This is a genomic window from Lentzea waywayandensis, assembly GCF_900115955.1.
In the GTDB taxonomy this organism is placed as follows: Bacteria; Actinomycetota; Actinomycetes; order Mycobacteriales; family Pseudonocardiaceae; genus Lentzea; species Lentzea waywayandensis.
The window spans coordinates 371,872-394,898 of the sequence record NZ_FOYL01000004.1; the positions used below are offsets into that span (position 1 = coordinate 371,872).

Here is a 23,027-nt window from a genome sequence, read left to right on the forward strand (position 1 = left end):
CGCGGTCGACGCCGTCCACAACGGACACCTCGCAGTGGACGGAGTGCTGCTAGAGACCGAGCTCCTCAGCAATGCGCGCCGCCACCTCGTAGGTAGAGCCGAGGGGTGCGGTGGCGTACTCGTTCGTCTGCGCCGTGAACTCCCGCCCGTACGCACACCAGTCGATGGTGGGCGGCTTCCCGGCATCCACGCTGCCGGCGAGCTCGGCGAAGTAACGCTGCCACCGGGGCTGGTAGTAGCCACCCATGAGGCCCTCCCAGTCGCGGTTGGCGTAGTCGCGCAGCACACCGCACGCCTGCTCGGACCAGATGGTGATGATGCCGCGCGCGTCGCGTTCCAGCGCGGCCTTCTCGGCGTCGGTGCTCCCCCATGAACGCGCCGAGCTCAGCCACGTGCCGAGCAGCCAGTCGCGCTGGGTGCCGAGCAGTTCGTCGGTGCGCGTCATGTACGCCAGGAACTCGTCGGTCGAGGTGTCCAGCACGGCGATGTCCTTGGCGGCGTACGCCTCGGTGATCTCGACGAGCTTGGCGCGCCCGCGGTCGGCGAGCACCTGCCGTGCCACGTCGACCAGGTCGTACTTGTAGGTCTCCAGCTGCCGCACCGACGAGGGTGCCTTCAGGAGCTGGCGCAGAGCGGGCTCGAACGTCTCGGCCGCGTAGCGAGGCTCCTTGGGACCCCAGTTCGACGCGGACGTCATCTTCAACGACGGCAGCGCGACGAACGGGCTCTCGTGAGGGCCCTCGCCGCTCTCGTGGCCGGTGGCGCGGAACGAGTACGCGGTCTTCAGCAGCGTCTTCCACGCCTCGCGCAGGTTGGGGTCGTCGACGCCGTAGCGGCGCTTCGCGTAGTCGGTGATCCACGAGTCCAGGTCGACGGGGTCATCGCGCCACACCATCTCGCCGAACAGGTCCTGCACCACCGGGTTCAGGTGCGTGCCCTCCATGACCATCGCGGTGCCGACGAGGTCTCCGCGCACGCCGGGTCCCGCCTTGCGGACCTCCGGCAACGTCCGGCCGGGCTCGTGCAGGTTGCCGAACGTGCCGAGCCTCCCGCCGAAGTTCTGGATCGTCCCCCACGCCCACGGCGCGCCCCAGAACTCGTCCTTGCGCTTCCACCCCGGGCCGTCGTCGGCGTCGAGGTCGAGCACCAGCACCCGTCTGCGGTCGATCGCCTCGATCAGCTCGCGCATCGGGTTGTCCTGCCACGCCTGAAGCACCCAGATCGCGTCGTGGTGCGCGGCCGTCAGGGCGTCCTGCACCGCGCGGCCCGCGTCGCCGAGGTCGACGCCGCCCAACACGCCGCCCTCGTGCAGGAGGTCGTTCGAGTAGTGCGTGGTGTCGCCGAACCGGGCGCTCTGCGCCTCGTAGAACCGGGCCGCGACCTTGCCGTACAGGGCGTCGGTGGGGTCGAGCCAGTACGGCCGGGGGTGGCCGGAGTAGCCGCCCTGCGGGATCACGTGCGCGTCCGGGTTGCGCTCGGCGAACACCTTGTCCGGCACGTGGCCGGAGAACGCCGGGAACACCGGCGAGATGCCGAGGTCGCGCATGCGGTCCACGATCCGCCTGCCCAGCTCGGCGCGTCGTTCGATCAGGTCCTGGCTCACCGGGCCCGCGTGCACACCGCCGTTGGGGTCGTAGCCGGACGTCGAGCCGTACCACTGCCACGGCTGCAGCGACGGCTGCGCGATCCACGCCCGCACCTCGGACTCGGACAGCCCGAACGACTGGAACGTGTCGTACCAGACGGCTTCCTGGCCGACGAGCACGAGCGCGCGGTTCACGCCGCTCGCCGCGAGGTAGTCGATCTCGCGCTCCCACTCGGCCCACGTCCAGTACGGCATGGTGTAGCCGAAGACCGTGAAGTTGTAGGCGTACCGGTCGGTGAGAGTGGTGCGCCTGTTGATGGGCCTGTCAGGCGCGGGCAACGTCTCCGGCAACGCGATCCGGTCGCCGTTGGTCGACAGGTGCCCGCCCGCCACGTACTTCAGCCACCACCCGAACCCGGAGACGAGTGCGACGTCGCTCGAACCGGACAACACCACGCGTCCGTCCTCACCGCCGATGCCGAACGAGTCCGCGAGGCCCGGTCGTGCCGGGAGACGTTGGAGTTCGAACTGCGCGGCACGCTGTTCGTCACCGCCGAGCAGCCGGGTGATCGCGGCGCGGGCGGACGGCGAGTCGGTCGGCTGGTGGTCGTCCACCCTGCCCGACGACGTGACCACGACCAGGGCCGCAAGCAGCACAACGACCATGACCACGACGATGGTTCTGCGCGGCACGCCCCGACCGATCTCCACGCTCTCCACATCGCGCGCGCCTGGTGCCGCATTACGCAGATCAGCGAATTTCCAGGGTTTCACACTTGCGCCGCATTCGTCTGCAAATGCGCTGCAGACAACCTTGCAGAGGTTCTGCAGGCGTGGGCACAACACTTCGCATCATTGGTTCTTCCGGCAACGGAATTCTTGGGGGACAAGGACGATGAGCAAGAAATTCGCCGCGCACGTCACAGCGGCGCTGGCCGCACTGCTGGTCGGCACGGGAACGGCATCCGCGGCGCCGAGCGACCTCTCACCGCAGCAGGTCATGGCCGAGTTCCCGGCGATGCCCTGCGTCGCGGGCGGCCCGACCGCGGAGGACTCCGCACAGGCCGCCGCGCTCAACGCCCTGCTGACCGCCAAGATGCGCGGCAGCATGACGGCGTACAACACCTCGTGCGCCCGCGCCGTCGTGCAGGCGACCATGGCGCGGGGACTGCCGCTCCGAGCCGCCACGATCGCGCTCGCCACCACGATCGTCGAGACCGGCAACGCCAACCTCGACGGCGGTGACCGGGATTCGATCGGCCTGTTCCAGCAGCGCCCCAGCATGGGCTGGGGCACCAGGGAACAATGCCTCGACCCCGTGTACGCGACCAACAAGTTCCTCGACTACATGGTCACGAACGTGCCGAACTGGCAGACCAGGCCGGTCGGCGACGTGGCCCAGGCGGTACAGCGGTCCGGGTACCCCGAGCGCTACCAGCCCCAGGCCAACGATGCCGCGATCATCGCCGAAGCGCTGGTGCGCACGAACGAGTCAGCCTCGGTGGTGGTCGAAGCCAACGGTGCGATGCAGGTCTTCAACCGCGACCGCAACACCGGTCTGCTCGCCACGAACTGGCAGAACGGACCCGGCCAGAACTGGGCCGGCTGGCACACCCCGCTGAACGTCCCCATGGCCGGCACGCCGTCGGCGTTGCTCGACCACCAGGGTCAGATGATCACGTTCTCCCGCCGCGGCGACGGACACCTCGTCCAGATGGCGCAGGACGGCCCCGACGGCGAGATCAAGACCTGGTGGGACCTCGGCGGCGACTTCGCCGGTGACCCCGTCGCGATCAAGCAGCCCAACGGAAACAAGGTCGTTTTCCTCCGCGGCACGGATGGCCAGCTCTGGCACAAGTGGCAGAACACCCCGGACGGCGAGTTCCAGCCGTCCGCGCTCGTGCACCCCGACCTGGGCGTCGTCACCGGCAGGCCGTCCGTTCTCGTCGACGAGAACAACCTGCTCACCGTGTTCACCGTGCGCTCGGACGGTCACCTGATCATGGCCGCCCAGCCCAGCAAGACCGCGGCCTGGGTGCAGTGGGACCTCGGCGGTGACTTCGCGGGCGACCCCGCTGTGGTCCGCACCGCCGACGGCAAGTTCGTCGTCTTCGTCCGCGGCACCGACGGCAAGCTCTGGGTCAAGTGGCAGAACGAGAAGGGCGGGATCTTCCCCGCCTCCGCACTCGTCAACCCCGGCTTCGGCCAGATCACCGGCGCACCCGCGGCCGTGATCAACCCCGACGGCCTCGTCCAGGTCTTCGCACGCCGCGCCGACGGACACCTCGCCAGCGCCTGGCAGAGCAGCACGAGCGGCGGCGTCTACCAGGGCTTCGACGACATCGGCGGCAACCTCGCCAGCGACCCCGCCGTCGGCATGATGTCCAGCGGAGCCAAGGCGGTCTTCGCACGCTCCGCCGACGGCTCGATCATCACCACCTGGCAGCCCAAGCCGGGCGATCCCTTCAACCGCGCCTGGTCCTACCTGATCAGCAACTGATCCGAACGAGAGAACACCGCGGGCCGGTCTGACCGGCCCGCGGTGTCTTCTCGGCAATCAGTCCGAAGCGGACACCTGGGACCGTCGCCGACCGGCAACTGCCAGGTACAGGGCGTGCATCAACCCCAACGCCAGGGCACCGACCAGCAACTTCCAGCCGAACCCGAGCCCCGGCGGCGAGAAGGTGAGGTCCACGGTGGACTCACCCGACGAGGCGGGGAGGTCGAGCTGGATCAACCCGGCGGGGCCCTGCTCCACCTTCACGTCCTTGCCGTCCACAGTGGCCGTCCACCCCGGCCACGCGAGCGCGGCGAACAGCGCCTTTCCGGACCCGCGGTAGGTGACCCGCTCGCCCTCGAACCCGGTGGAGGCGGCGGAGACCACCTGCACGCCCGGTGACGCGTACGACAACCGCGATCCCGCGAACGGCAGGGGCGCGTCGCGCTTCAACACCGTGACCACGGAGTTGCGCTCCTGCACCGACCACCCGGCGGGGAGGCGCTCAGGCCCGTTCTCCTTGACGTACCCGTTCGCGACCACGACGGTCTGCAGCCGGACGGCGTCGGCCAGCGGCGTGGAGAACGATCCGGCGTTCTTCCACAGCGCGTTGTAGGCGGCGGGGCAGGTGCCGCCGAAGTAGTTCATGCAGAACGTCTCGGAGAACGCGGAGTACCCGAGCCCGGTGTAGGAGTTGAGCGCGTCCACGCCCGCGATCTCCCACTGCGAGCCGAACAGCGCGTGCTGCCACGAGGTCTCGGGCGAGACGCCGCCGGAGTTCTTCTCGAGCACCCCGAGGTCCGCCACCAGCAGGGTGTTGCCCTGGTACCGGTCGTCGAAGTTCTTCTTCATCTCCGCCACGTTGTGCGGGAAGTTCCACGGGTTGACGTTGAGGTTGCCCCGGTAGTGCGCGACCTGCAGCCCCAGCGTGGCGGCCGTGCCGAAGACGAGCACCAGCGCGACCAGCCTGGGCTTGGAGCGGGCCGCGTAGAGCACGGCGCCCAGCAGCACCAGCACCACGACCGCCGCCAGCCCGTGCCAGCGCCACGCCGTCGGCGTCGAGGCCACGGACAAGTAGAAGCCGAGGCCGACGAGGACGCCGGTCAGCACCGCGCGGACCCGCCACGCCGACGTCTGGAAGCCCCTGGTCAGCAGCAGCGCGACGACCACCGACAGCGGCAGGTAGACGTACTCGAGCAGGCGCGCGGGCCAGCGGAACAGCCACAGGTTCGACGGGCCGATGAGCAGCAGCAGGTAGATGCCCGCGAACACGTAGAGGCCGAGGTAGTCGCGCCAGCGGTCGCGCAGCACCGACCAGGCGAGCCACGGCACCAGCGGCACCACGAACCACGCCAGGTAGGTGATCGGGAAGCTGATCCAGCTGCCGGTCCAGGTGTTGAACTGCGCCTGGAACGTGGGGGCGCTCATGCCGAGCAGGTCGGCGAGGTTCGGCACCAGGAAGCCGTCGTTGCGGATCGAGTTGTCGGTGCGCCAGGTGACGGCGGCGCTGCCGAGCAGCGGGAAGAACACGACCAGCGACGAGGCGCCGACGAGGCCGCCGGTGACGACCAGGTGGCCGAGCTTGCGCCAGTTCTTGCGCACGGCGAGTTCGAGCGCGACGCCGAGCAGGATGAAGACGACACCGAGCGCGCCGTAGGGGTTGCCGACGGTCATCGCCAGGTAGCCGAAGACGAGCAGCCAGATCGGGTTCGACTTGCCGGTCGCGAAGCGGCGGGCGGCCCACCAGACCCAGGGCAGCCAGGCGAACGCCATCAGGCCGGCGACCCAGGCCGAAGCGTCGAAGAAGAGCGTGTAGCCGGAGAACGGCAGGGCGGTCGCGACGACGGCTGCGGCACCGCGGTTGGCGCCGTACTCCCTGGCCAGCAGGTACACGCCGACGGCGAGCAGGACGAGGAACTCGGTCTTCACGAACGTCGCGGCCACGGCGACGTCCGGCAGCAGCGAGACGATCACGTAGTTGCCCAGCGACACCGGGTTCCACAGGCCGAGCATGGCCTCGCTGGCGTAGTTGCCGCCCATCCAGCTCTCGGGCATCAGCGTGGGCCAGTCGCCCTGCCGCAGCAGCTCACCGATGCGGTACCAGTGCGGGAGGAACGCGGCGGCCGAGTCGTCCCAGTAGTAGAAGATCCGGTTGCGGATCAGCGGCAGTTGGGCGACGATCGCCACGAACGCGACGATCCCCGTGACGGTGAGAACACCTGACCAGCGACTCCGTGACCCCGGCCGCACGCCCTCTCCCGGGTCGGCCGACCCGGGACGATCAGCGGCTCTGGGTTCCGTGAGAGTCACAATCAAGATCCTTTCAGGTGCGGCACCGCTCCGGGCATGCCCGAGCCAATCGGCATTCTGGGGTCACGTTAAAGTTGCTCGCCGTTACGGTCGTGTAAGACCGCCCGGACACAGTCTGCCAGGGAGAAAACGTGGGAACACCAGAGCCCACCGATCGGCTCGAGCTCAGCTACGTCATCCCCGCGTACAACAGCTCAGACGCGATCGAGGCCACGCTCAAGGAGCTGGGTGACCGGCTCCAGGGAACCCATTCCGAGATCCTCGTGGTGGAGAACGGGTCGACCGACGGCTCGCCGGAACTGCTCGCCAAGCTGGAGCACGACTGGCAGTTCGATGGGGTCGAGCTGCGCGTGCTGACCTCGGAGAAGGGTCTCGGCCACGCGCTGAAGAAGGGCATCGGCTCCTCGCGGGGCTCGTCGGTCGTGCTGAGCGCGGACGACCTGCCGTTCGGGTTCGACGACCTGGACGAGGCGCAGAAGATCGGTCTGAACAAGCACAAGGTCATCATCGGTTCGAAGGCCCACCCGAAGTCGGACATGGACCGCACGCTGCTGCGCGCGGTGCTGAGCACCGGCTTCCTGGTCCTTCGCTGGCTGATCCTCGGCATGAAGACCCGCGACCCGCAGGGCACCTTCGTGCTCGACGGCACGTGGGCGCGCGGTGTGGTCGGCAAGCTCACGGCGCCCGGCTTCCTGCTCACGACGGAGCTGGTCTACCTCGCCGAACTCGAGGGCAACCACCCCGTCGAGGTCCCGGTGAAGCTGCGCCGCATCCACTCCGGCGCGGGCAGCACCATCCGCGTGTTCCACGACGCGTACACGATGGGCATCGGCCTGTTCAAGATCCGCAAGCTCCACCGCAGGACACACGGTCGCTGACGCGCCATCTGAGCTGGTCATGCACCACAACGCGCACGTGCCGATTCACCGGCGCGTGCGCGTTGTCGTTGTCGACGCGTAGCTCGGAACACCGCCGGCCTGCGCCGCCGGGCTGGCTATCCTCAGGCGACTGCCGAAGACCAGGAGGTGGCGAGTGCGTCAGATGATCGTCGTCGGGGGCGGGATCGTAGGGCTCTCGGTCGCCCGTGAACTGGCGCTGCGCGGCAACGCGGTCACCGTCCTCGAGAAGGAGGCCGGCTGGGCCGAGCACCAGACCGGTCACAACAGCGGCGTCCTGCATGCCGGTCTGTACTACAAGCCGGGTTCGCTGAAGGCCCGCATGTCGGTGGCGGGCAACGCGTCCATGGCCAGGTACGCCGAGGACAACGGCATCCCGATCGACATCTGCGGCAAGCTCGTCGTGGCCACCAGCGCCGAGGAGATCCCCCGCCTGCACGCACTCGCCTCCCGCGCGGAGGCGAACGGCGTACCGGCCAAGCTGATCACCGCGGCCGAGGCGCGCGACTACGAGCCCGAAGTCTCGTGCGTCGCCGCGCTGCGCGTCGAGAGCACGGGCATCATCGACTTCCCCGCCGTCTGCGCGTCGCTCGTCCGCGGCCTCGGCGACCACGACCTGCGCCTGCGGTCACCGGCCCTGGCCATCCGCACCCGCGGCGACCGGGTCGAGGTGGCGACCCCTCAGGGCGTGGTCAGCGGCGACGCCCTGGTCAACTGCGCGGGCCTGCACAGCGATCGCGTCGCCCGGCTGGCCGGACTCCGGCCGGCCGCGACGATCGTCCCGTTCCGCGGCGAGTACTACGAACTGCGCCCCGAACGCAGGAACCTGGTGCGCGGCCTGATCTACCCGGTCCCCGACCCCGCGCTGCCGTTCCTCGGCGTCCACCTGACCCGCATGATCGACGGCAGCGTGCACGCCGGCCCCAACGCCGTGCTGGCGCTGCGCCGCGAGGGCTACCGGTGGCGTGACTTCTCCCTCGGCGACGTGGCCGACATCGCCCGCTTCTCCGGCACGTGGAAGCTGGCCCGCCGGTTCGCGAGGACCGGTGTCGACGAGGTGCTGAGGTCGTTGTCCCGCAAGCGTTTCGCGGCCAGCCTCGCCCGGCTCGTGCCCGCCGTCGGTGAGGCCGACCTGGTGCGCGCCAAGGCGGGCGTGCGGGCGCAGGCCATGCTGCCGGACGGCTCACTGGTCGACGACTTCCTCATCGAGTCCGCACCGCGCCAGATCCACGTCCTGAACGCGCCGTCCCCCGCCGCCACGGGTGCGCTGGAGATCGCGAAGCACGTCGCCGACCTGATTCGGAAGTGACGTGTAGAGCCTGTGGGAGTCGTCTCCAGACGGCTTGCAGATGGCTTGCAGAAGGCTTGCAGCCGTAGCCCGGATCGTTTGTCCTGCCGGACGGAGAGTCCAGCGGAACGAACTCGATGGGGGCTACGAGATGAACGTCCGAACCACCGTGGTGGCGACCACAGCGATCTTCGCGGCGATGCTGGGGGCGCAGGCACCAGCCGCCACCGCGGCGGAGCAGGGCAACGACCTGCAGATCCTTCTGGCCTGCAGCTCGTACGCGACGAACAAACCGGTGACACGCAGCGAGGTGATCAACAGAGCCCAGTCGTGGATCGACGCGGGGGTCACCTACAACCAGGGCGGCTGCTACGGCAACCAGTACGGCGAGTACCGCATGGACTGCTCGGGGATGACGTCCATGGCGTGGGGGCTCAGCTTCTCGCACACCACCTACACGCTCGACCAGGTCTCGCACGTCATCCCGCGCTCCGAGCTCAAGCCCGGTGACGCGCTGAACAAGTACGACGAGCACGTCGCGATCTTCGCGGGGTGGGCGGACGCGGCGCGAACGCAGCCGATCATGCTGAACCACGGCGGCGATCCGGTCTACGCGCACCGCACCGTCTGGTCGGCCGAGTTCGCGGCCCGCTTCACGCCGATCCGCTACGACAACATCGTCGACGACGTCGTGACGGGGAACGAAGCTCCGTCCGTGGTGGTGGAGGGCAACGGGGCGATGCAGGCCTTCGCCCGCGACACCAACACCGGCAAGCTCGTCACCTCGTGGCAGTCGGCCGCCGGCTCCAACTGGAGCGGCTGGACGAACCTGCCCACCAACGCGGTCGGCACGCCGTCCGCGCACCTGGACCACCTCGGCCAGATGAACGTCTTCACCCGCCGCGACGACGGCCACCTGATCCACCTGTGGCAGGACGGCCCGGATGGTGCCATCGACCGCGGTGCCGACCTCGGCGGTGACTTCTCCGGCGATCCGGTCGTGATCACCAAGTCGGACAACACGAAGGTCGTGTTCATCCGCGGCACGGACGGCCGGCTGTGGCACAAGTGGCAGACCACGCCCAGTAGCGCGTTCAGCGCCTCCGCCCTGGTCCGCAGCGACTTCGGCACGATCATCGGCAAGCCATCCGCCCAGGTCGACGCCCAGGGAAGGCTGACCGTCTTCGCCGTCCGCTCCGACAACCACCTGATCAACGCGTGGCAGACCGAGCCCGGCGGCGAGTTCACCATCGCCGACCTCGGCGGGGCGTTCGCCGGTGACCCCGTCGCGATCACCAAGTCGGACAACACGAAGGTCGTGTTCATCCGCGGCACGGACGGCCGGCTGTGGCACAAGTGGCAGACCACCCCCGGTAGCGCGTTCAGCGCCTCCGCCCTGGTCCGCGACGACTTCGGGCAGGTCCTCGGCGCACCCGCCGTCCAGGTCTCCAACGACGCCATCCAGGTGTTCGCCCGCCGCGCCGACGGCCACCTGATCACCGCCTGGCAGTACTCCTCGGGCGGCGCCTTCACCGGCGTCGACGACATCGGCGGCAACCTCAGCACCGACCCCGTCATCAGCAGGCAGGCCAACGGCACCAAGGCCGCCTACGCCCGCTTCACCGACGGCTCGATCATGACCACCTGGCAGAACACCGCCAATGACGCGTTCCGCAAGACCTGGTCCTACCTCAGCAAGTGAGAACGACGACAAGCGGCCGGCGCTGGGGGTGCCGGCCGCTTGTCGTGTGTGGACTGTCAGCTTTGGACGGTCACCAGGCGGGTGAACTCCGCGGGCAGGTTGAAGCCGTCCCAGTGGTCGGAGAACGTCAGCGCGTTGCCGAACGGCACGATGCGGTCGATGCCGCGCCCGGCCAGTTCGTGCGCCAGCGTCTCCAGCTCCTCCTGCGAGAAGCCGAACACCGACAGCGTCTGGTCCTTGCGCTGCACCATGGGCACCAGCGCGGACAGCGTCGGCAGCGTGGCGAACGGGAAGGTGCCCGCGCCCAGCCACTCGCGCGGCACGTCCGCCGCCGCCGTCAGCTCCAAGGTGGCCACCGCGTTGCCGTCGAACGAGATGGACTTCGCGTGGCCGTCCGCCGCGACACCGTAGGCGGAGACGCGCTTCTGCACGGCCATCGCGGGTTCGACGACGTGGTTCTTGGCTTCGAGCACGGCGGTCAGCTCGGCCCGGAACTCGGTCCGCGCCTGCTGGCCCGCGACCTCGTCACCGACCCAGAACAGGGCGCGCGGCGACGAGCAGGCGGCCTGGTCGAACCAGTACGAGTCGTTGTAGAAACCGACGGCCACTTCGCGCTTCTTCTCCGGCGTCGCGGAAACCCAGCCGTCGACGGAGATCAGGGCGAACGAGGCGCGGTCGGGGAACGTGACGTCGCGCGCGTGCGGCGCGAGCGGCATCTTGCGCACCTCGTTGACGGCGCGGTCACCGCCCCAGATGACGCGCAGGTCGCACGCCGCGGACAGGGCGGCGGTGACCTTGTCGTCGCGGTCGTAGGTGACCATGACCTGGGTCTGCGCGACGGCCGGGTGGGCGTCCTTCAGCGCGTCGTTCAGCGCCTCGACGACGGCCTCCGCCGCACCCGCCGAACGCGGCGAGATGCGCACGACGTTGCTGTTGCCCGCCAACGCGGACAGCGCCCACGAGTACACGAAGATCGTGTCGACGTTGGCCGGCGGGATGTGGAAGACGAGACCGCGGCCGAAGCGCAGCACGCCCTGCGGGGTCTCCAGCTGGCGCAGCACCTTGTTGATCTCGCCGCGGCGCAGGAAGAAGCCGAGCGACGCGAGCTCCGGGTAGCGGCGGGCCATCTGCGGGGCGAGCAGCTTGCGCGCGAACTTCACCAGGAAGTCGACGATCCGCTCGTCGCCGACCTTCAGCCGGCCGTCGGTGGGCTCGCCGGAGATGCTCGCGAGGAGCTCGTCGACCGAGGAGACGTCAGATCCTGCCGGGAAACGGCGCTTCATGAGGCCACAGCTCCAGAGAAGGTGTCCGAACAGCCGCGCGCCTCGGCCCGCGGAAGCCTGCCGAGCACGGAGAACCGCTTGCCCGGCCAGTCGCCGTCGTCGATGCCGTGCACCACACCGAGGTCCTCGGTCAGCAGCACGTGGCCCGGGTAGCTGCGGGGCAGCGTCGAGACGACCTCGATGACACCGGGAACGCCGACGGGCTGTTCCTCCCAGGTCTCCGGGTTGCGGATGATCACGTCCGCGAAGTCCGGGCAGTACAACGAGTTCCCGGAGCGGCCTTCGAGGAAGACCGTGCCGATCTGCTCGATCATCCCGTAGTAGTTGTAGATCTGGGTCAGACCCGTGTCCTGCGCGAAGCGCTTGCGGAACTCCGCGTTGTCGACCGCGATGTCGATCAGCTTCTTCCAGCCACCGGAGTGGATCAGGATGCCGTTCGACAGGTCGAGCTTGTGCTCACGCGCGACCTCGTAGAGGTACTGCCACACCATGAAGGTGAAGCCGAAGATCAGGAACGGCTCCGAGCCGTGCTTGGCGAGGAACTCCTTGACCGCCTCGACGTCCGGCTGGTCGTTCTCGTCCAGCGCGTAGACGTGACTGCGGCCGAACGTCGCCATGCCCAGCACGCCGGCGCCACGAGCGGAGAACGAGCGGCGGTTCTTGATGATGCTGATGGTGTCGACCATCAGCATCGGCAGCCGCTTGCCGCCGAGCACCTCCTGCAGCGTCGCGCCGAGCTGGCGGGTCTGCACCGCGGCGGCGTCCTTGTCCAGGTAGATCCGCGAGGCGCCACCGCCGGTCGTGCCGGACGACGTGAGCACCTTGAAGACCTCGGAGTCCGGAATGGACTTGAGCTCGTGCGTCTTGAACATGCGCACCGGCAGCCACGGCAGGTCGTTCAGCGACCCGAACTGCTCGCCGGACTTGATGCCGAGCGACGACAGGATCCGGTCGTACTGCTCGGAGTTCGCGCGGTGGTGCTCGGTCAGCTCGGTCAGTTCGGCCAGCAGCGCGGTCTCGCGCTCGGCCTGATTGCGCCCGAAGACGCTCATACCTGTGCCTCCAGTGACCGGTAGTCGATCTTGCCGCTGGGCAGTTGCGGGAAACCCTCGGCCGGACGCACGTCGAAGCCCGTGACGTGCAGGTGCAGCGTCTCGGACAGCAACTTCGCGGCCTGCTTGCAGGTGTCCTTCTCGGCCCCGTCGAGGAAGACGACGACCTTGTCGCCCGCGGGCACGGCGGCGGCCGCGCCGAAGCCCTTCACGATCTGCTCCAGGTCGTCCAGGTTGACCCGGTTGCCGAACACCTTGCCGATTCGCTTGAGCCGGCCGGTGATGTAGAGGAACCCGTCGGCGTCGAGGTAACCGAGGTCGCCGGTGACGAGCACGCCGCCGGTCTCGTCGCCGAGAGCGAGCTCGGCTTCGGACTCGGCGTAGCCCATCATCACGTTCGGCCCGCGGTACACCACCTCACCGGCAACACCGGCCTCGGCGATTTCGTTCCCGGCCTCGTCGCGGATCGCGAACGTGCCGCCGGGAAGCGCGGGACCTGCGGAACCGACCTTCTCGGCGAGCCGCTCGGACGGCACGGTGGCCATCCGCGGCGCGGCCTCGGTCTGGCCGTACATCACGAACATCTGCCCGCCGGCGGCGCGCATCTTGTCGTTGAACTCGCTGATCAGGTCGCTGCGGAGCTTGCCGCCGGCCTGCGTCAGCGTGCGCAGCGTCGGGTACTTGGCCGGGTCGAACCGCAGCCTGCGCAGCATCTCGTAGTGGTACGGGACACCTGCGAGCGACGTCACGCCGTACCGCGTGACCGCGTCCCAGAACGGCCGCGCCACCACGCCGGAGCCCTCCAGCAGCACCGTCGCGCCCTGGCGCAGGTGGCTGTTGAGCACGGACATGCCGTAGCTGTAGTGCAGCGGCAGGCTGGTCGGCGCGACCTCGTTCTCGTCGATGCCCAGCACCTCGGCGATCGCGTCGGCGTTCGCGAGGATCGCCGAGCGGGACAGCCGCACGAACTTGGGGTTACCGGTCGAGCCGCTGGTCGGCAGCATCACCGCCAGGTCGGGGTGCGGGGCGACGCCGTCCGCGTCCTCGCGCACCCAGTCCGGCGAGTACCCCGGCGCGGGTTCGTCGTCGATGCCCAGCACGGCCGCGGGGCGGAAGCGGGCGACGAGCCCGTCCAGCACCTCGCGGTCCTGCGCCGGGTCGAGCAGCGCGACCGCGCGGCCCGCCTCGAACGCACCCAGGTACCGCAGCACGCTCGTCAGGTCCAGGCCGACCCGGAGGAACAGCACCCCGGACGGCAGATCGGCGAGTTCCTTCGCCGCCTCGGACACGCGACCGGCGAGCTCGGCACCGCCGAGCAGCTCACCGGTCGCGGCGTCACGCAGGCGGGCCTGAGCGTGCAGCAGCGTCACAGCACCAAACCTCCGTCGATCCCGAGCACCTGACCGGTGACGAACGAGGCGTCGTCACTGCTCAGGAATCGGATCACCTTGGCCACTTCTTCCGGCGTGCCGAGCCGGCCGAGGGCGGTGTCGCCCTTCACCCGCTCCAGCACCTCGTCGGACTGCTCGGAGATCAGGTCGGTCTGGATCACGCCGGGCGCGACCGCGTTGACCCTGATCCCGTACCGGCCGAGCTCCTTCGCCGCGGACTTCGCCGCCGCGACCAGCGCCGCCTTGGACGCCGCGTAGACCATCTGACCCGCGTTGCCGCGTTCGCCGACGATCGAGCCGATCAGCACGATCGAGCCGGTGCGCTTGCGCATCATGGCCCGCGCCGCCGCCTGCACGGAGTTGATCGTGCCGGCGACGTTCGTGGTCAGCGTCTTGTTCACGTGCTCGTCGGTGAGCATGCCGATGAGGCCGCCCTCCAGCACGCCCGCGCTGGCCACGAGCACGTCGATGCGCCCGTGCTCCTTCGCGATCGCCTTGAAGACGTCCTTGATCGCGGCGGAGTCGGCGACGTCGAGCGCCACGCCGTGGACGCGTTCGCCCAGCTCGGCAGCACGCTTCTCGGTGGTCTCGCGGTCGCGGCCGGTGATGACGACGGTGGCGCCCGCCTCGGCCAGCGCCGCGGCGGTGGCGAAGCCGATGCCGCGCGTGCCGCCGGTGACGACCGCTACCTTGCCGGCGAAATCACTCACCCGCGCCGAAGCCCTTCAGCATGTCGACGGCGACCTTGAAGCTGCTCATGTCGATGACCTGCTCGGTCTCGAACTGGACGTCGAACTCGTCCTCGATGGCGGCGACGAGCGCCATGTGGCCGACCGAGTCCCACTCATCGATGTCGCGGTACTTCAGGTTCTCGACGTCAACCGAGTCGTCGAGCTGGAGGGCGTCCACGAAGACACCACGAAGACGGTCGTTCAGGGACATCGTTCTCTCGTTCTCTCGGACGGTCTGGGTCTCAGTGCTCGTTCGAACGCTCGGTCCACGCCTTGAGCAGCGCGGCGAGCTCCTCCGGCAGGCCGGCGGGAACCTCCGCCTCCTTGCCGGTCAGGAAACCGGTGAGAGCGGCGATCGCGTCCTCGTCGCAGCCGCGCCGCGACAGGCCGATGACGTTGACGCCGGTCGTGCGGGCCGGGTTGCCCAGCGTGATGGTGAACGCACCGACCTCCTTGCGGATGGCCGAGCCGAGCCCGATCATCGCGCCGGGGCCGATCTGGACGCCCTGGTGCACGACGGTGCCGAGGCCGATGTTGGAGCCGCTCCACACGTGGCAGTGGCCGGCGATCTGCACGGCGCTCGTGATCACGACGCTGTTGTCGATCGTGCAGTCGTGCGCGACGTGCGCGCGGCCCATCACGTAGTTGTCGCTGCCCAGCGTCGTGGCGTGGCTGACGCCCTGGTTGATCGTGACGAACTCGCGGATGCGGTTGCGGTCGCCGATCACCACGCCGGGGCCGTCGTTCTCGCCGTCCCAGCCGGCCAGGTGCGGCGCGCTCAGGTACTCGGCGGGGCCGCCGATGCTGACGTGCGGGCCGATGAAGTTGCCGTCACCGATCCGGGCGGGCCCGGCGATGATCGTGTACGGCCCGATCACGTTGTCGTCGCCGATCTCGACGTCCTTGCCGATGATCGCGGTCTCGTGAATGCGGTTCGCCACTGATCCCTGTCCTGCCCGTGAGTTGATGTGTAACCCACGTCACCAGGGCACTTCCACCCGACGGGGCCGGTAGGCCACTCTACTTCACGGGCAGAACAGGGCCTGAGCGGCTAGGAGTTGAGCAGGCTGAGACTCGCGTCCATCACGATTCGTTCAGTGGTACCGGCGGCGGGCACCGCGGTGTCCGAGAACTTCAGCGGGCCCGGCCACGCGTAGGAGACGCAGTAGCTGCCGAGCCCCGCGATGACGTTGTCGCCCTGGTTCCACCCCGCCTCGTAGCCGCCGTGCAGGTTGCCGCCGGAGCGCAGCGTGTCGTTGTCCGCGACGTAGCCCTCGCACTCGTTGGCGTATCCCATGACCCAGAGGTTTCCGGGGAACGCCGCGTGGAGGTTCACGTCGTAGGCCGACACCGGCTCGTGGGCGAGAGCGAGGATGCTCAGGCCGCCGAACCGCCAGCGCTGGATCGGCATCGGCATCGAGGTGGGCAGTTCGCCCGCGTCGATCAGCTTCACCATCATCGCGGCGTGCCGCCGGTTCGGGTCCGTCTGCGGCATCACCTTGAGCCGGAGCTTGTACTTCGCGCGGACCGCGGCCCGCACGTCCGGATCGGCGGTGTCGGTGTGGAACGGCAGGTCGACCTCGGTCATCGCCGTGCTGATGGGTCCCGTGACGGCGTCGAAGTCGTCGCCGAGGACGTCGAGGACCGCCTGGCCGAGGACCGTGCCCAGTTCCTCGGTGGTGGCCGGGACGTGCGGGTCGTTCGCCTCCTGGTCGCCGCACGCGCCCTGGACGAACAGCGCGGGCACGCCCAGCTCGTTCTCGACGAGCTCGGAGGCGACGGCCGGGAACTCGCTGTCGAACACCTCGTCGTTGCCGCGCGAGACCGGGTGGCACGCCGCTCCGAAGACCACGGCGAACAGGTCACCGCCGGTCGTGTCGAGGCGTAGCACCGGCACGGTGTCGAGCACGGCGAAGTCGTCCGCCACCCGGTTGTGGCCGATCTTGGCCTCGCCCTCGGCGTAGGACAGCGTGACGTCGGTGCGCTCCAGGTCCAGCGTGTCGCGGACCAGCTGCACCAGCGCGTCGGTGATCAGCCACGTCGTGCCGTTGACCGCGTCGATGTCGGCCTGGGTCAGGCCCATCATCACCTGCGGGCTCGGCTTGGTGTCCCCGTACAACGGGCCCGAGTGCGTGTGGCTCGCCAGCAGCATCAGGTCGTCCGCGGCGACCAGTCCCTCGCTGACGAGGGTCCCCCTGATCGCCTGGTTGACGTCCCTCGGGATGCTGATGAGATCCGCGCGCAGCAGGACCTTCGGCGCACCACCGTCCCAGAGCACGAGGCACTGGGCACGTAACCGGCGGGCGATCGCGCCGTGGTTGCCGCGCGGGCTCCACCCGTACCCGCCCATCCACAGACTCGGATAGGGCGGGTGCACCGGCGTGATGTCGACTTCGCCGACCGCTGCTTCAAAAGACATGACAACTACCCCCTGCTTGCCGACACCACACCCCCATGTGGGTTCTGCAATGAGGACGCCGTCAGGCCCGGCGAAATACAGGTTTTGGGAAAGTTCTACCTGAGAACTTCCAGACCGCCCATGAACGGACGCATCGCTTCGGGGACGACGACGGAGCCGTCGGCCTGCTGGTGGTTCTCCAGGATCGCCACGATCCACCGGGTGGTGGCCAGCGTGCCGTTGAGCGTGGCCGCGATCTGCGACTTGCCGTTCTCGTCGCGGTAGCGGACGTTGAGGCGGCGCGCCTGGAACGTGGTGCAGTTCGACGTCGAGGTCAGCTCGCGGTACTTCTGCTGCGTCGGCACCCACGCCTCGCAGTCGAACTTGCGGTGCGCCGACGTGCCGAGGTCACCCGTCGCCGTGTCGATGACGCGGTAGGGCACCTCGATCTTGGCGAGCATCTCCTCTTCCCACCCGAGCAGCCTGGCGTGCTCCGCCTCGGCGTCCTCGGGCTTCACGTAGGAGAACATCTCGACCTTGTTGAACTGGTGCACGCGGATGATGCCGCGGGTGTCCTTGCCGTACGACCCGGCCTCGCGGCGGTAGCACGACGACCAGCCCGCGTACCGGCGTTCCCCGTCGAGGATCTCGTCGGCGTGGTAGCCGGCGAGCGGCACCTCCGACGTGCCGACGAGGTACAGGTCGTCCGCGGGCAGGTGGTAGATCTCGCTCGAGTGCGCGCCGAGGAACCCGGTGCCCGCCATGATCTCCGGCCGCACCAGCGTGGGCGTGATCATGAGCTCGAACCCGTTGGCCGTGGCCTGCGCCGCCGCCATGTTGAGCAGCGCGATCTCCAGCTGGGCGCCGACGCCCTTGAGGAAGTAGAACCGCGAGCCGCCGACCTTCGCGCCGCGCTCCATGTCGATCGCGCCGAGCTTGGTGCCCAGATCGAGGTGGTCCTGCGGCTCGAAGTCGAACACGCGCGGCTCACCGACGGTCTTGACGACCACGAAGTCGTCCTCGCCGCCGACCGGCGCGTCCGGGTGCACCAGGTTCGGGATCCTGGCCAGGAGCTCCTGGACCTCGTCGTTGGTGGCGTGCTGCTCGGCCTCGGCGGCCTTGACCTCGGCGGCCAGGTCCTTCGCCTTGGTGAGCAGGGCGGCGCGCTCGTCGCCCTTGGCCTTGCCGACCTCCTTGCCGAGCACCTTCTGCTCGGCGCGCAGGGTGTCCGCGCGGGAGATGGCGGTCCGCCGGCGCTCGTCAGCGGACAGCAGGCTGTCGACGACGCCCTCGTCCTCGCCACGAGCACGCTGCGACGCGCGCACTGTCTCCGGGTTCTCGCGCAACACCTTGAGGTCAATCACCCTGAAAAGGGTAGACCCCACCTGATCCGCACTTCATCCGGATATCGAGGTCAGGAGGCAACGCGCGGGTGTGCGGCGGCGTCCAGACCTATGTGATGCGCGAGCGCAAGGGAAACGGATCGGCCTTCACACTGTTCGCGGGACTCGCTCTGATCGCCGCGGGTGCGCTTTCGTTCCCGGAGGCGTACCAGAACGCCGTCGACGGCTTGCCCGGCAACTACAGCGTGCGGGACAGCGCGTTGGCCACTGACGTCGCCGTGGCCACGCGATCCGACCTGGACCCGGCCCCGAGTGAGGCCGAGTTCGGCGACACCGTCGAGGTGGTCAATGCCGACGACCGGGTGTTCGAGTCCGAAGGCCGGGGCCCGCTGGTGCTCGTGCCGCCGATCCTGCTCGGGGTGGCGGGTCTGGTCACCTCCGCAGTGGGGCTCCGGCGACTCCGCGAACGAAAAGGACCCGGCGCCACGTGAGCACCGGGTCCCTCGGCAAAGCGGGTACTGGTGGCGCGACCCAGAAAGTTGGCTGGGTAATTCACGCTCAGCAGGGCACCTCGCGGCGCCGCCCCCACGCCCCCGTACGTCCGTACGAGGACGTGGGGGCGGCGCCGCGATGCACCCGTCTGACCGCGAATTCGCCCGGCAACTTTCTGGGCCACACCACTAGATGATCGCGACAGCCACCACGAGGCCGAGCGCGACGTGCGCCGAGGCCACGACGACGGAGGCCGGGGCGAAGCGGTCCGACTCGATCAGCGAGCCGATGTCCAGACGGGTCACCCACTCCAGCAACCGGACGGCCGCCACCTGCACGACGATGCCGAGAAGGCCGTAGATCAGGGAGGAGAGCAGGCCCTCGTCGAGCTTGCCTGCCGAGCTGTAGATGGCGACGACGACGATCAGCGCCATCGACACGAGGCCGGAGGCGGTCACGATGACTGCGTTCGGGGCTCCGTTGCGGACGAGGGCGGACAGCTTGCCCGGCGTCGTCCAGTCGATCGCGTAGAAGCCGAACACCATGAGGATCAGACCGACGACGGCGTACAGCGCGATCGCGCCGATGCCCCGGCCGATCGCCGAGCCGAAGCCGGGGTCCAACGCGAGCTCGTACATGTGCTGTTCCCTTTCGGAGTCTTACTCAACAATTCGATGCGGCACGAACGCCGCGCCATCGTCGGTCACCAGACCGACCGTTTCCCGGATGCCGAGGCCTGCCGACGTGTCGCCCACGACCCAGGCGCCCAACGCGGGGCGGTAGCCGTCGAACTCCGGAAGCGGATCGAACAGCTGGTAGACGAAGCCTTCTTTGCCGTACACGCCGCCGGTCTGCGTCTCGTAGCCAGGAGCGACGATCTGGATGTTCGACCCCTCGCGGCCGAGCAGCGGCTTGCGCACGTACTCGGTGAGCATGCCGGGGTCGTTCAGGAAGGCGGGGAGCAGGTTGGGGTGGCCGGGGTACATCTCCCACAGGACCGCGAGCAGCGCCTTGTTGGAGAGCAGCATCTTCCACAACGGCTCGACCCACAGCGTGCCGGGCAGCGACTCGACGGCGTGGCGGCCGAACTGCTCCTCGACCACCCACTCCCACGGGTAGAGCTTGAAGACCGTGCCCATCGGGGCCTCTTCGAGGTCGACGAACCGGTTGAGCAGCGTGTCCCAGCCGACCTCCTCGATCGCGAGGCCCACGGTGTTCAGACCGGCCTCTGCGGCGGTCTCCTGCAGGCAGGCGATCGTGAGGTGGTCCTCACCGGACGGGTCGGCGCCCGACCAGGTGAAGTGCAGTTCACCGGAGGGCAGCTTGGCGCCGATCTCCGTCCACCGCTCGACCAGGCGCTCGTGCAGCGAGTTCCACTGGTCGTCGTCCGGGAAGACGTCTTCCTTCCAGTGCCACTGGATGTATCCGGCTTCCAGCAGTGACGTGGGGGTGTCCGCGTTGTACTCGAGCAGCTTCGCGGGACCCGAGCCGTCGTAGCGCAGGTCGAAGCGGCCGTAGACGTGCGGGTCGCGGCGGCGCCACGACTCGGCGATGTGCGGCCACACCCACTCGGGGATGCCGAAGTCGCGGTACCGCTCGGTGAGCACCACGTTGTCCACCGCGTCGAGGCACATGGAGTGGAGCAGCTCGACGTCGGCTTCGAGCGAGAGGATGTCGCTCATCTCGAACACGTAGTGCACCGACTCGTCCCAGTACGGACGGTCGGTGCCGTTCGCGTACTTCGCGGGCAGGCCGAACACCAACCCCTGGTCCGAGACCGTCCGCTGCCAGTTCGGCCGCGGCTGCGAGGTTTCACGACGCAACTGTGCTCAGCCTCCGCTGCTGGAGGAGCCGCTGCTGACGCCGAAGCCACCGCGCTGCACCGACGTGCCCGACTTGGTGCTGACGTTCGCACCCTTCGGGATCGTGTAGCTGCCGCCGGTCACCTTCTGGCCGACCGCGCCCGAGCCGCCGTAGTTGTAGCGGTACGAACTGCCGCCGATGTAGATGAAGCCGCCGCTCGAGTACCCGCCGTGGCTGCTGTAGTACGACTGGTCGCAGTAGTCGTCGTCGACGATCACGTTGTTCGAGTCGGTGCACTGCGCCGTGACGTTCTTGGGGCTGGCGGCCGCGTACCAGATCGCGACCAGCGCGATCACGCCCACGGTCACGCCACCGCCGATGAGCAGGCGCTTGCGCGTCTTGCGCTTCTTCTCGAAGGCGGCGGACTCGGCGGCGAACCGCTCCTGCTGCGCCTTCAACGCGGCGGCGCGAGCGCGTTGCTCGGCGACCGTCGCCTGGCGCGGCTTCGTCATGCCGGCCTGCTGCTGGCGCACCTTGCCCTTGGCAGGCGGCTGCTGCGCCGGCTGGTTCGAGCCGGGCTGCGGTGCCGCCGGCTGGTACGGCGGCGGCTGTTGCGGCTGGCCGGGCTGTCCCGACTGCGGCCCAGGCTGGGGCGTCGGCTGGCCAGGTCCTGGCAGGTTGTTGTCAGTCATCACCACTCCCGCGGGCAAGGTACCTAGCGAGACAGCTGAAACATGGCCAATTCAGTGACGAGTGTCCTAATAGCAACACTCGACCCAACCCGGCGCACAGCCGTCTCACACGGCACGGGCATCATGGTTGAGATGTCTCCGAGCGCCGGTTGGTTGAGTCGATCTGGTCACATCCGCGACACGCGGCTTGTGATGGTCGGCGCTTTCGTGGGCGCGTTCGGCTTGTTGATGTTGTCCGCGTTCACGTCCGTGCTGGCAGGAGGCCCGCTCGGTACCAAACGCGAGCTCGTCAACGCCGCGTACCAGGCCGTCGCGGGCGAATGCCTCAACTGGGAGAAACCGGACCTGTCGGACGCGCAGAAGGTCGACTGCGCAGCCGCGCACAAGTTCGAGGTCAGCGGAACGGCCGACATCACCGCCGCGTACCCGAAGGAAGCGCCGTTCCCGAGCGGCGAGGCCTGGGAGAAGATCGCGCAGGACAACTGCGCGCAGGCGTCGACCACCTACATGGCCGGCAAGCTCGACCCGAAGGGCAAGTACGGCGTCAGCACGCTGAACCCGGACGAGAGCCGCTGGTCGAGCGGCTACCGCCAGCTCAGGTGCGGCCTTCAGGTCACCGCTCCCTCCGGCGCCGCCCTGCCGTCGTTCGGCAGCGCGAAGACCCAGGACCAGTCGAACGTCTACGACCCCGGCGTCTGCGTCGCGCTCGCCGAGAACAACACGGTCGGTGACCCGATCGAGTGCGCCAAGCCGCACGCGTTCGAGATCGTCGGCGTCGTGCAACACCCCGAGGGCGCGTTCGTGGCACCCGAGCAGCAGGACACCGTGATGTCCGAGAAGTGCGCCGCGATAGCCGCCGAGTACACCGGCGGCGCCGACCTGAAGGCCAAGAACCTGCTCATCACCTGGGACACGCGTGCAGAGGAGAGCTGGGCCGTCGGCTCGCGCAAGGCCAACTGCAAGATCGGCGCCGTCCCCCAGGGCGAGAAGCTCGTGGCGTGGGAGGGCACCGTCCGCAACCCCAACGGCGCGCCGCTGACCACCGCGAACCCGCCGCAGACCACCTCGGTCAAGGCCCAGGACGAGCCCACCGGCGCCCCGCTGCACTCCGAGTCCGGCCAGCCGCCCTCGGGCGAGTCCGGCAAGCCCACGGACTCCGGCAAGCCCGACAAGCCGTCCTCCACCGCACCGCCTTCGAGCACTGAGAACCGATGACCGTCGAGATGACCCGCGCTCGTTTCGACGAGCTGGTCGAAGAGGCCCTGGACCTGGTCCCGCCCGACTTCATGCACGCGATGAACAACGTCGTGGTGCTGGTCGAGGACCGAAACCCCGAGGAGCCGTCACTGCTCGGGCTCTACCAGGGCATCGCCCTGACCGAGCGCAACTCCGACTACGGCGGCGCGCTGCCCGACCACATCTTCATCTACCGCGAGGCGATCCTCGACATCTGCGACACCGAGGACGACGTGATCGAAGAAGTGATCATCACCGTCGTGCACGAGATCGCGCACCACTTCGGGGTGGACGACGCGAAGCTGCACGAGCTGGGCTGGGGCTGACG

The 23,027-nt window shown here is 68.9% G+C and carries 20 protein-coding genes; 7 read left to right on the forward strand and 13 right to left on the reverse strand.

The genetic code is table 11. The annotated features are described in order from the left end of the window. Positions 1–49: 49 nt before the first annotated feature. A complete protein-coding gene (locus tag BM417_RS17475; RefSeq protein WP_143138685.1) occupies positions 50–2,296 on the reverse strand; it encodes an alpha-N-acetylglucosaminidase in 2,247 nt (748 codons plus the stop codon). Between the two features lie 184 nt (positions 2,297–2,480). On the opposite strand from BM417_RS17475, the gene BM417_RS47810 reads away from it, so the two are divergent. Continuing rightward, positions 2,481–4,085: a hypothetical protein gene (locus BM417_RS47810; protein ID WP_177320473.1), complete on the forward strand. Its 1,605-nt coding sequence runs from the start codon at positions 2,481–2,483 to the stop codon at positions 4,083–4,085. A 57-nt stretch (positions 4,086–4,142) separates the two neighbouring features. Here BM417_RS47810 and BM417_RS17485 read toward each other — a convergent pair whose 3' ends face one another. Continuing rightward, positions 4,143–6,269, reverse strand: a complete 2,127-nt coding sequence (locus BM417_RS17485) for a glycosyltransferase family protein (protein WP_143138686.1) — start codon at positions 6,267–6,269, stop codon at positions 4,143–4,145. 254 nt (positions 6,270–6,523) lie between these two features. On the opposite strand from BM417_RS17485, the gene BM417_RS17490 reads away from it, so the two are divergent. The 3 genes from BM417_RS17490 to BM417_RS17500 all read left to right on the forward strand — a co-directional run bounded on the left by BM417_RS17490 (position 6,524) and on the right by BM417_RS17500 (position 10,278). Further along, the gene (locus BM417_RS17490) at positions 6,524–7,270 is read left to right on the forward strand and encodes a glycosyltransferase (RefSeq protein ID WP_093594739.1); all 747 of its coding nucleotides are present in this window, start codon (positions 6,524–6,526) and stop codon (positions 7,268–7,270) included. A gap of 163 nt (positions 7,271–7,433) precedes the next feature. Then, positions 7,434–8,597 (forward strand): L-2-hydroxyglutarate oxidase, encoded by a 1,164-nt coding sequence (gene lhgO, locus BM417_RS17495; protein WP_407656158.1) that lies wholly within the window; start codon positions 7,434–7,436, stop codon positions 8,595–8,597. Between the two features lie 130 nt (positions 8,598–8,727). Next, a complete protein-coding gene (locus BM417_RS17500) occupies positions 8,728–10,278 on the forward strand; it encodes a hypothetical protein (protein ID WP_093594744.1) in 1,551 nt (516 codons plus the stop codon). 56 nt (positions 10,279–10,334) lie between these two features. Here BM417_RS17500 and BM417_RS17505 read toward each other — a convergent pair whose 3' ends face one another. The 8 genes from BM417_RS17505 to serS form a co-directional block, all read right to left on the reverse strand. Beyond that, complete coding sequence (locus BM417_RS17505) at positions 10,335–11,561, reverse strand: acyl-CoA reductase (RefSeq protein WP_093594748.1); 1,227 nt, start codon at positions 11,559–11,561, stop codon at positions 10,335–10,337. Further along, positions 11,558–12,613 (reverse strand): LuxE/PaaK family acyltransferase, encoded by a 1,056-nt coding sequence (locus BM417_RS17510; RefSeq protein WP_093594751.1) that lies wholly within the window; start codon positions 12,611–12,613, stop codon positions 11,558–11,560. The genes BM417_RS17505 and BM417_RS17510 overlap by 4 nt, the downstream gene beginning before the upstream one ends. Beyond that, complete coding sequence (locus BM417_RS17515; RefSeq protein ID WP_093594754.1) at positions 12,610–13,983, reverse strand: AMP-binding protein; 1,374 nt, start codon at positions 13,981–13,983, stop codon at positions 12,610–12,612. The genes BM417_RS17510 and BM417_RS17515 overlap by 4 nt, the downstream gene beginning before the upstream one ends. Beyond that, positions 13,980–14,714 carry an SDR family NAD(P)-dependent oxidoreductase gene (locus BM417_RS17520; protein WP_093594757.1) on the reverse strand — a complete coding sequence of 245 codons (735 nt, stop codon included), beginning with the start codon at positions 14,712–14,714 and terminating at the stop codon, positions 13,980–13,982. The genes BM417_RS17515 and BM417_RS17520 overlap by 4 nt, the downstream gene beginning before the upstream one ends. Further along, complete coding sequence (locus tag BM417_RS17525) at positions 14,707–14,946, reverse strand: acyl carrier protein (RefSeq protein WP_093594760.1); 240 nt, start codon at positions 14,944–14,946, stop codon at positions 14,707–14,709. The genes BM417_RS17520 and BM417_RS17525 overlap by 8 nt, the downstream gene beginning before the upstream one ends. 31 nt (positions 14,947–14,977) lie before the next feature. Next, complete coding sequence (locus tag BM417_RS17530) at positions 14,978–15,676, reverse strand: acyl-ACP--UDP-N-acetylglucosamine O-acyltransferase family protein (protein WP_093594763.1); 699 nt, start codon at positions 15,674–15,676, stop codon at positions 14,978–14,980. Between the two features lie 110 nt (positions 15,677–15,786). Then, the gene (locus tag BM417_RS17535) at positions 15,787–17,154 is read right to left on the reverse strand and encodes a hypothetical protein (protein WP_143138687.1); all 1,368 of its coding nucleotides are present in this window, start codon (positions 17,152–17,154) and stop codon (positions 15,787–15,789) included. 95 nt (positions 17,155–17,249) lie between these two features. Continuing rightward, positions 17,250–18,497 carry a serine--tRNA ligase gene (serS, locus tag BM417_RS17540; RefSeq protein WP_093594768.1) on the reverse strand — a complete coding sequence of 416 codons (1,248 nt, stop codon included), beginning with the start codon at positions 18,495–18,497 and terminating at the stop codon, positions 17,250–17,252. 95 nt (positions 18,498–18,592) lie between these two features. On the opposite strand from serS, the gene BM417_RS17545 reads away from it, so the two are divergent. Further along, the gene (locus BM417_RS17545) at positions 18,593–18,967 is read left to right on the forward strand and encodes a hypothetical protein (protein WP_143138688.1); all 375 of its coding nucleotides are present in this window, start codon (positions 18,593–18,595) and stop codon (positions 18,965–18,967) included. Positions 18,968–19,156: 189 nt separating this feature from the next. Here BM417_RS17545 and BM417_RS17550 read toward each other — a convergent pair whose 3' ends face one another. From BM417_RS17550 to BM417_RS17560, 3 genes are read right to left on the reverse strand one after another with little or no spacing between them, the layout of a single operon-like run. Next, positions 19,157–19,606 carry a DUF350 domain-containing protein gene (locus tag BM417_RS17550; RefSeq protein ID WP_093594774.1) on the reverse strand — a complete coding sequence of 150 codons (450 nt, stop codon included), beginning with the start codon at positions 19,604–19,606 and terminating at the stop codon, positions 19,157–19,159. Positions 19,607–19,627: 21 nt separating this feature from the next. Continuing rightward, a complete protein-coding gene (locus BM417_RS17555; protein WP_093594777.1) occupies positions 19,628–20,791 on the reverse strand; it encodes a glutathionylspermidine synthase family protein in 1,164 nt (387 codons plus the stop codon). A 6-nt stretch (positions 20,792–20,797) separates the two neighbouring features. Beyond that, positions 20,798–21,463: a hypothetical protein gene (locus BM417_RS17560; RefSeq protein WP_245821972.1), complete on the reverse strand. Its 666-nt coding sequence runs from the start codon at positions 21,461–21,463 to the stop codon at positions 20,798–20,800. Between the two features lie 207 nt (positions 21,464–21,670). Between BM417_RS17560 and BM417_RS17565 the strand changes: the two genes are divergently transcribed. Together BM417_RS17565 and BM417_RS17570 are read left to right on the forward strand one after the other, a co-directional pair. Further along, the gene (locus BM417_RS17565) at positions 21,671–22,678 is read left to right on the forward strand and encodes a septum formation family protein (protein ID WP_245821973.1); all 1,008 of its coding nucleotides are present in this window, start codon (positions 21,671–21,673) and stop codon (positions 22,676–22,678) included. Beyond that, positions 22,675–23,025 carry a metallopeptidase family protein gene (locus BM417_RS17570; RefSeq protein ID WP_093594783.1) on the forward strand — a complete coding sequence of 117 codons (351 nt, stop codon included), beginning with the start codon at positions 22,675–22,677 and terminating at the stop codon, positions 23,023–23,025. The genes BM417_RS17565 and BM417_RS17570 overlap by 4 nt, the downstream gene beginning before the upstream one ends. Positions 23,026–23,027: the final 2 nt, after the last annotated feature.

Bases quoted from the DNA above. Each gene is read 5' to 3' on its own strand.
- BM417_RS47810 (WP_177320473.1), top strand. From the start codon at position 2,481: ATGAGCAAGAAATTCGCCGCGCACGTCACAGCGGCGCTGGCCGCACTG.
- lhgO (WP_407656158.1), top strand. From the start codon at position 7,434: ATGATCGTCGTCGGGGGCGGGATCGTAGGGCTCTCGGTCGCCCGTGAA.
- BM417_RS17500 (WP_093594744.1), top strand. From the start codon at position 8,728: ATGAACGTCCGAACCACCGTGGTGGCGACCACAGCGATCTTCGCGGCG.
- BM417_RS17505 (WP_093594748.1), bottom strand. From the start codon at position 11,561: ATGAAGCGCCGTTTCCCGGCAGGATCTGACGTCTCCTCGGTCGACGAG.
- BM417_RS17510 (WP_093594751.1), bottom strand. From the start codon at position 12,613: ATGAGCGTCTTCGGGCGCAATCAGGCCGAGCGCGAGACCGCGCTGCTG.
- BM417_RS17525 (WP_093594760.1), bottom strand. From the start codon at position 14,946: ATGTCCCTGAACGACCGTCTTCGTGGTGTCTTCGTGGACGCCCTCCAG.
- BM417_RS17535 (WP_143138687.1), bottom strand. From the start codon at position 17,154: ATGTCTTTTGAAGCAGCGGTCGGCGAAGTCGACATCACGCCGGTGCAC.
- BM417_RS17545 (WP_143138688.1), top strand. From the start codon at position 18,593: ATGCGCGAGCGCAAGGGAAACGGATCGGCCTTCACACTGTTCGCGGGA.
- BM417_RS17550 (WP_093594774.1), bottom strand. From the start codon at position 19,606: ATGTACGAGCTCGCGTTGGACCCCGGCTTCGGCTCGGCGATCGGCCGG.
- BM417_RS17560 (WP_245821972.1), bottom strand. From the start codon at position 21,463: ATGACTGACAACAACCTGCCAGGACCTGGCCAGCCGACGCCCCAGCCT.
- BM417_RS17570 (WP_093594783.1), top strand. From the start codon at position 22,675: ATGACCGTCGAGATGACCCGCGCTCGTTTCGACGAGCTGGTCGAAGAG.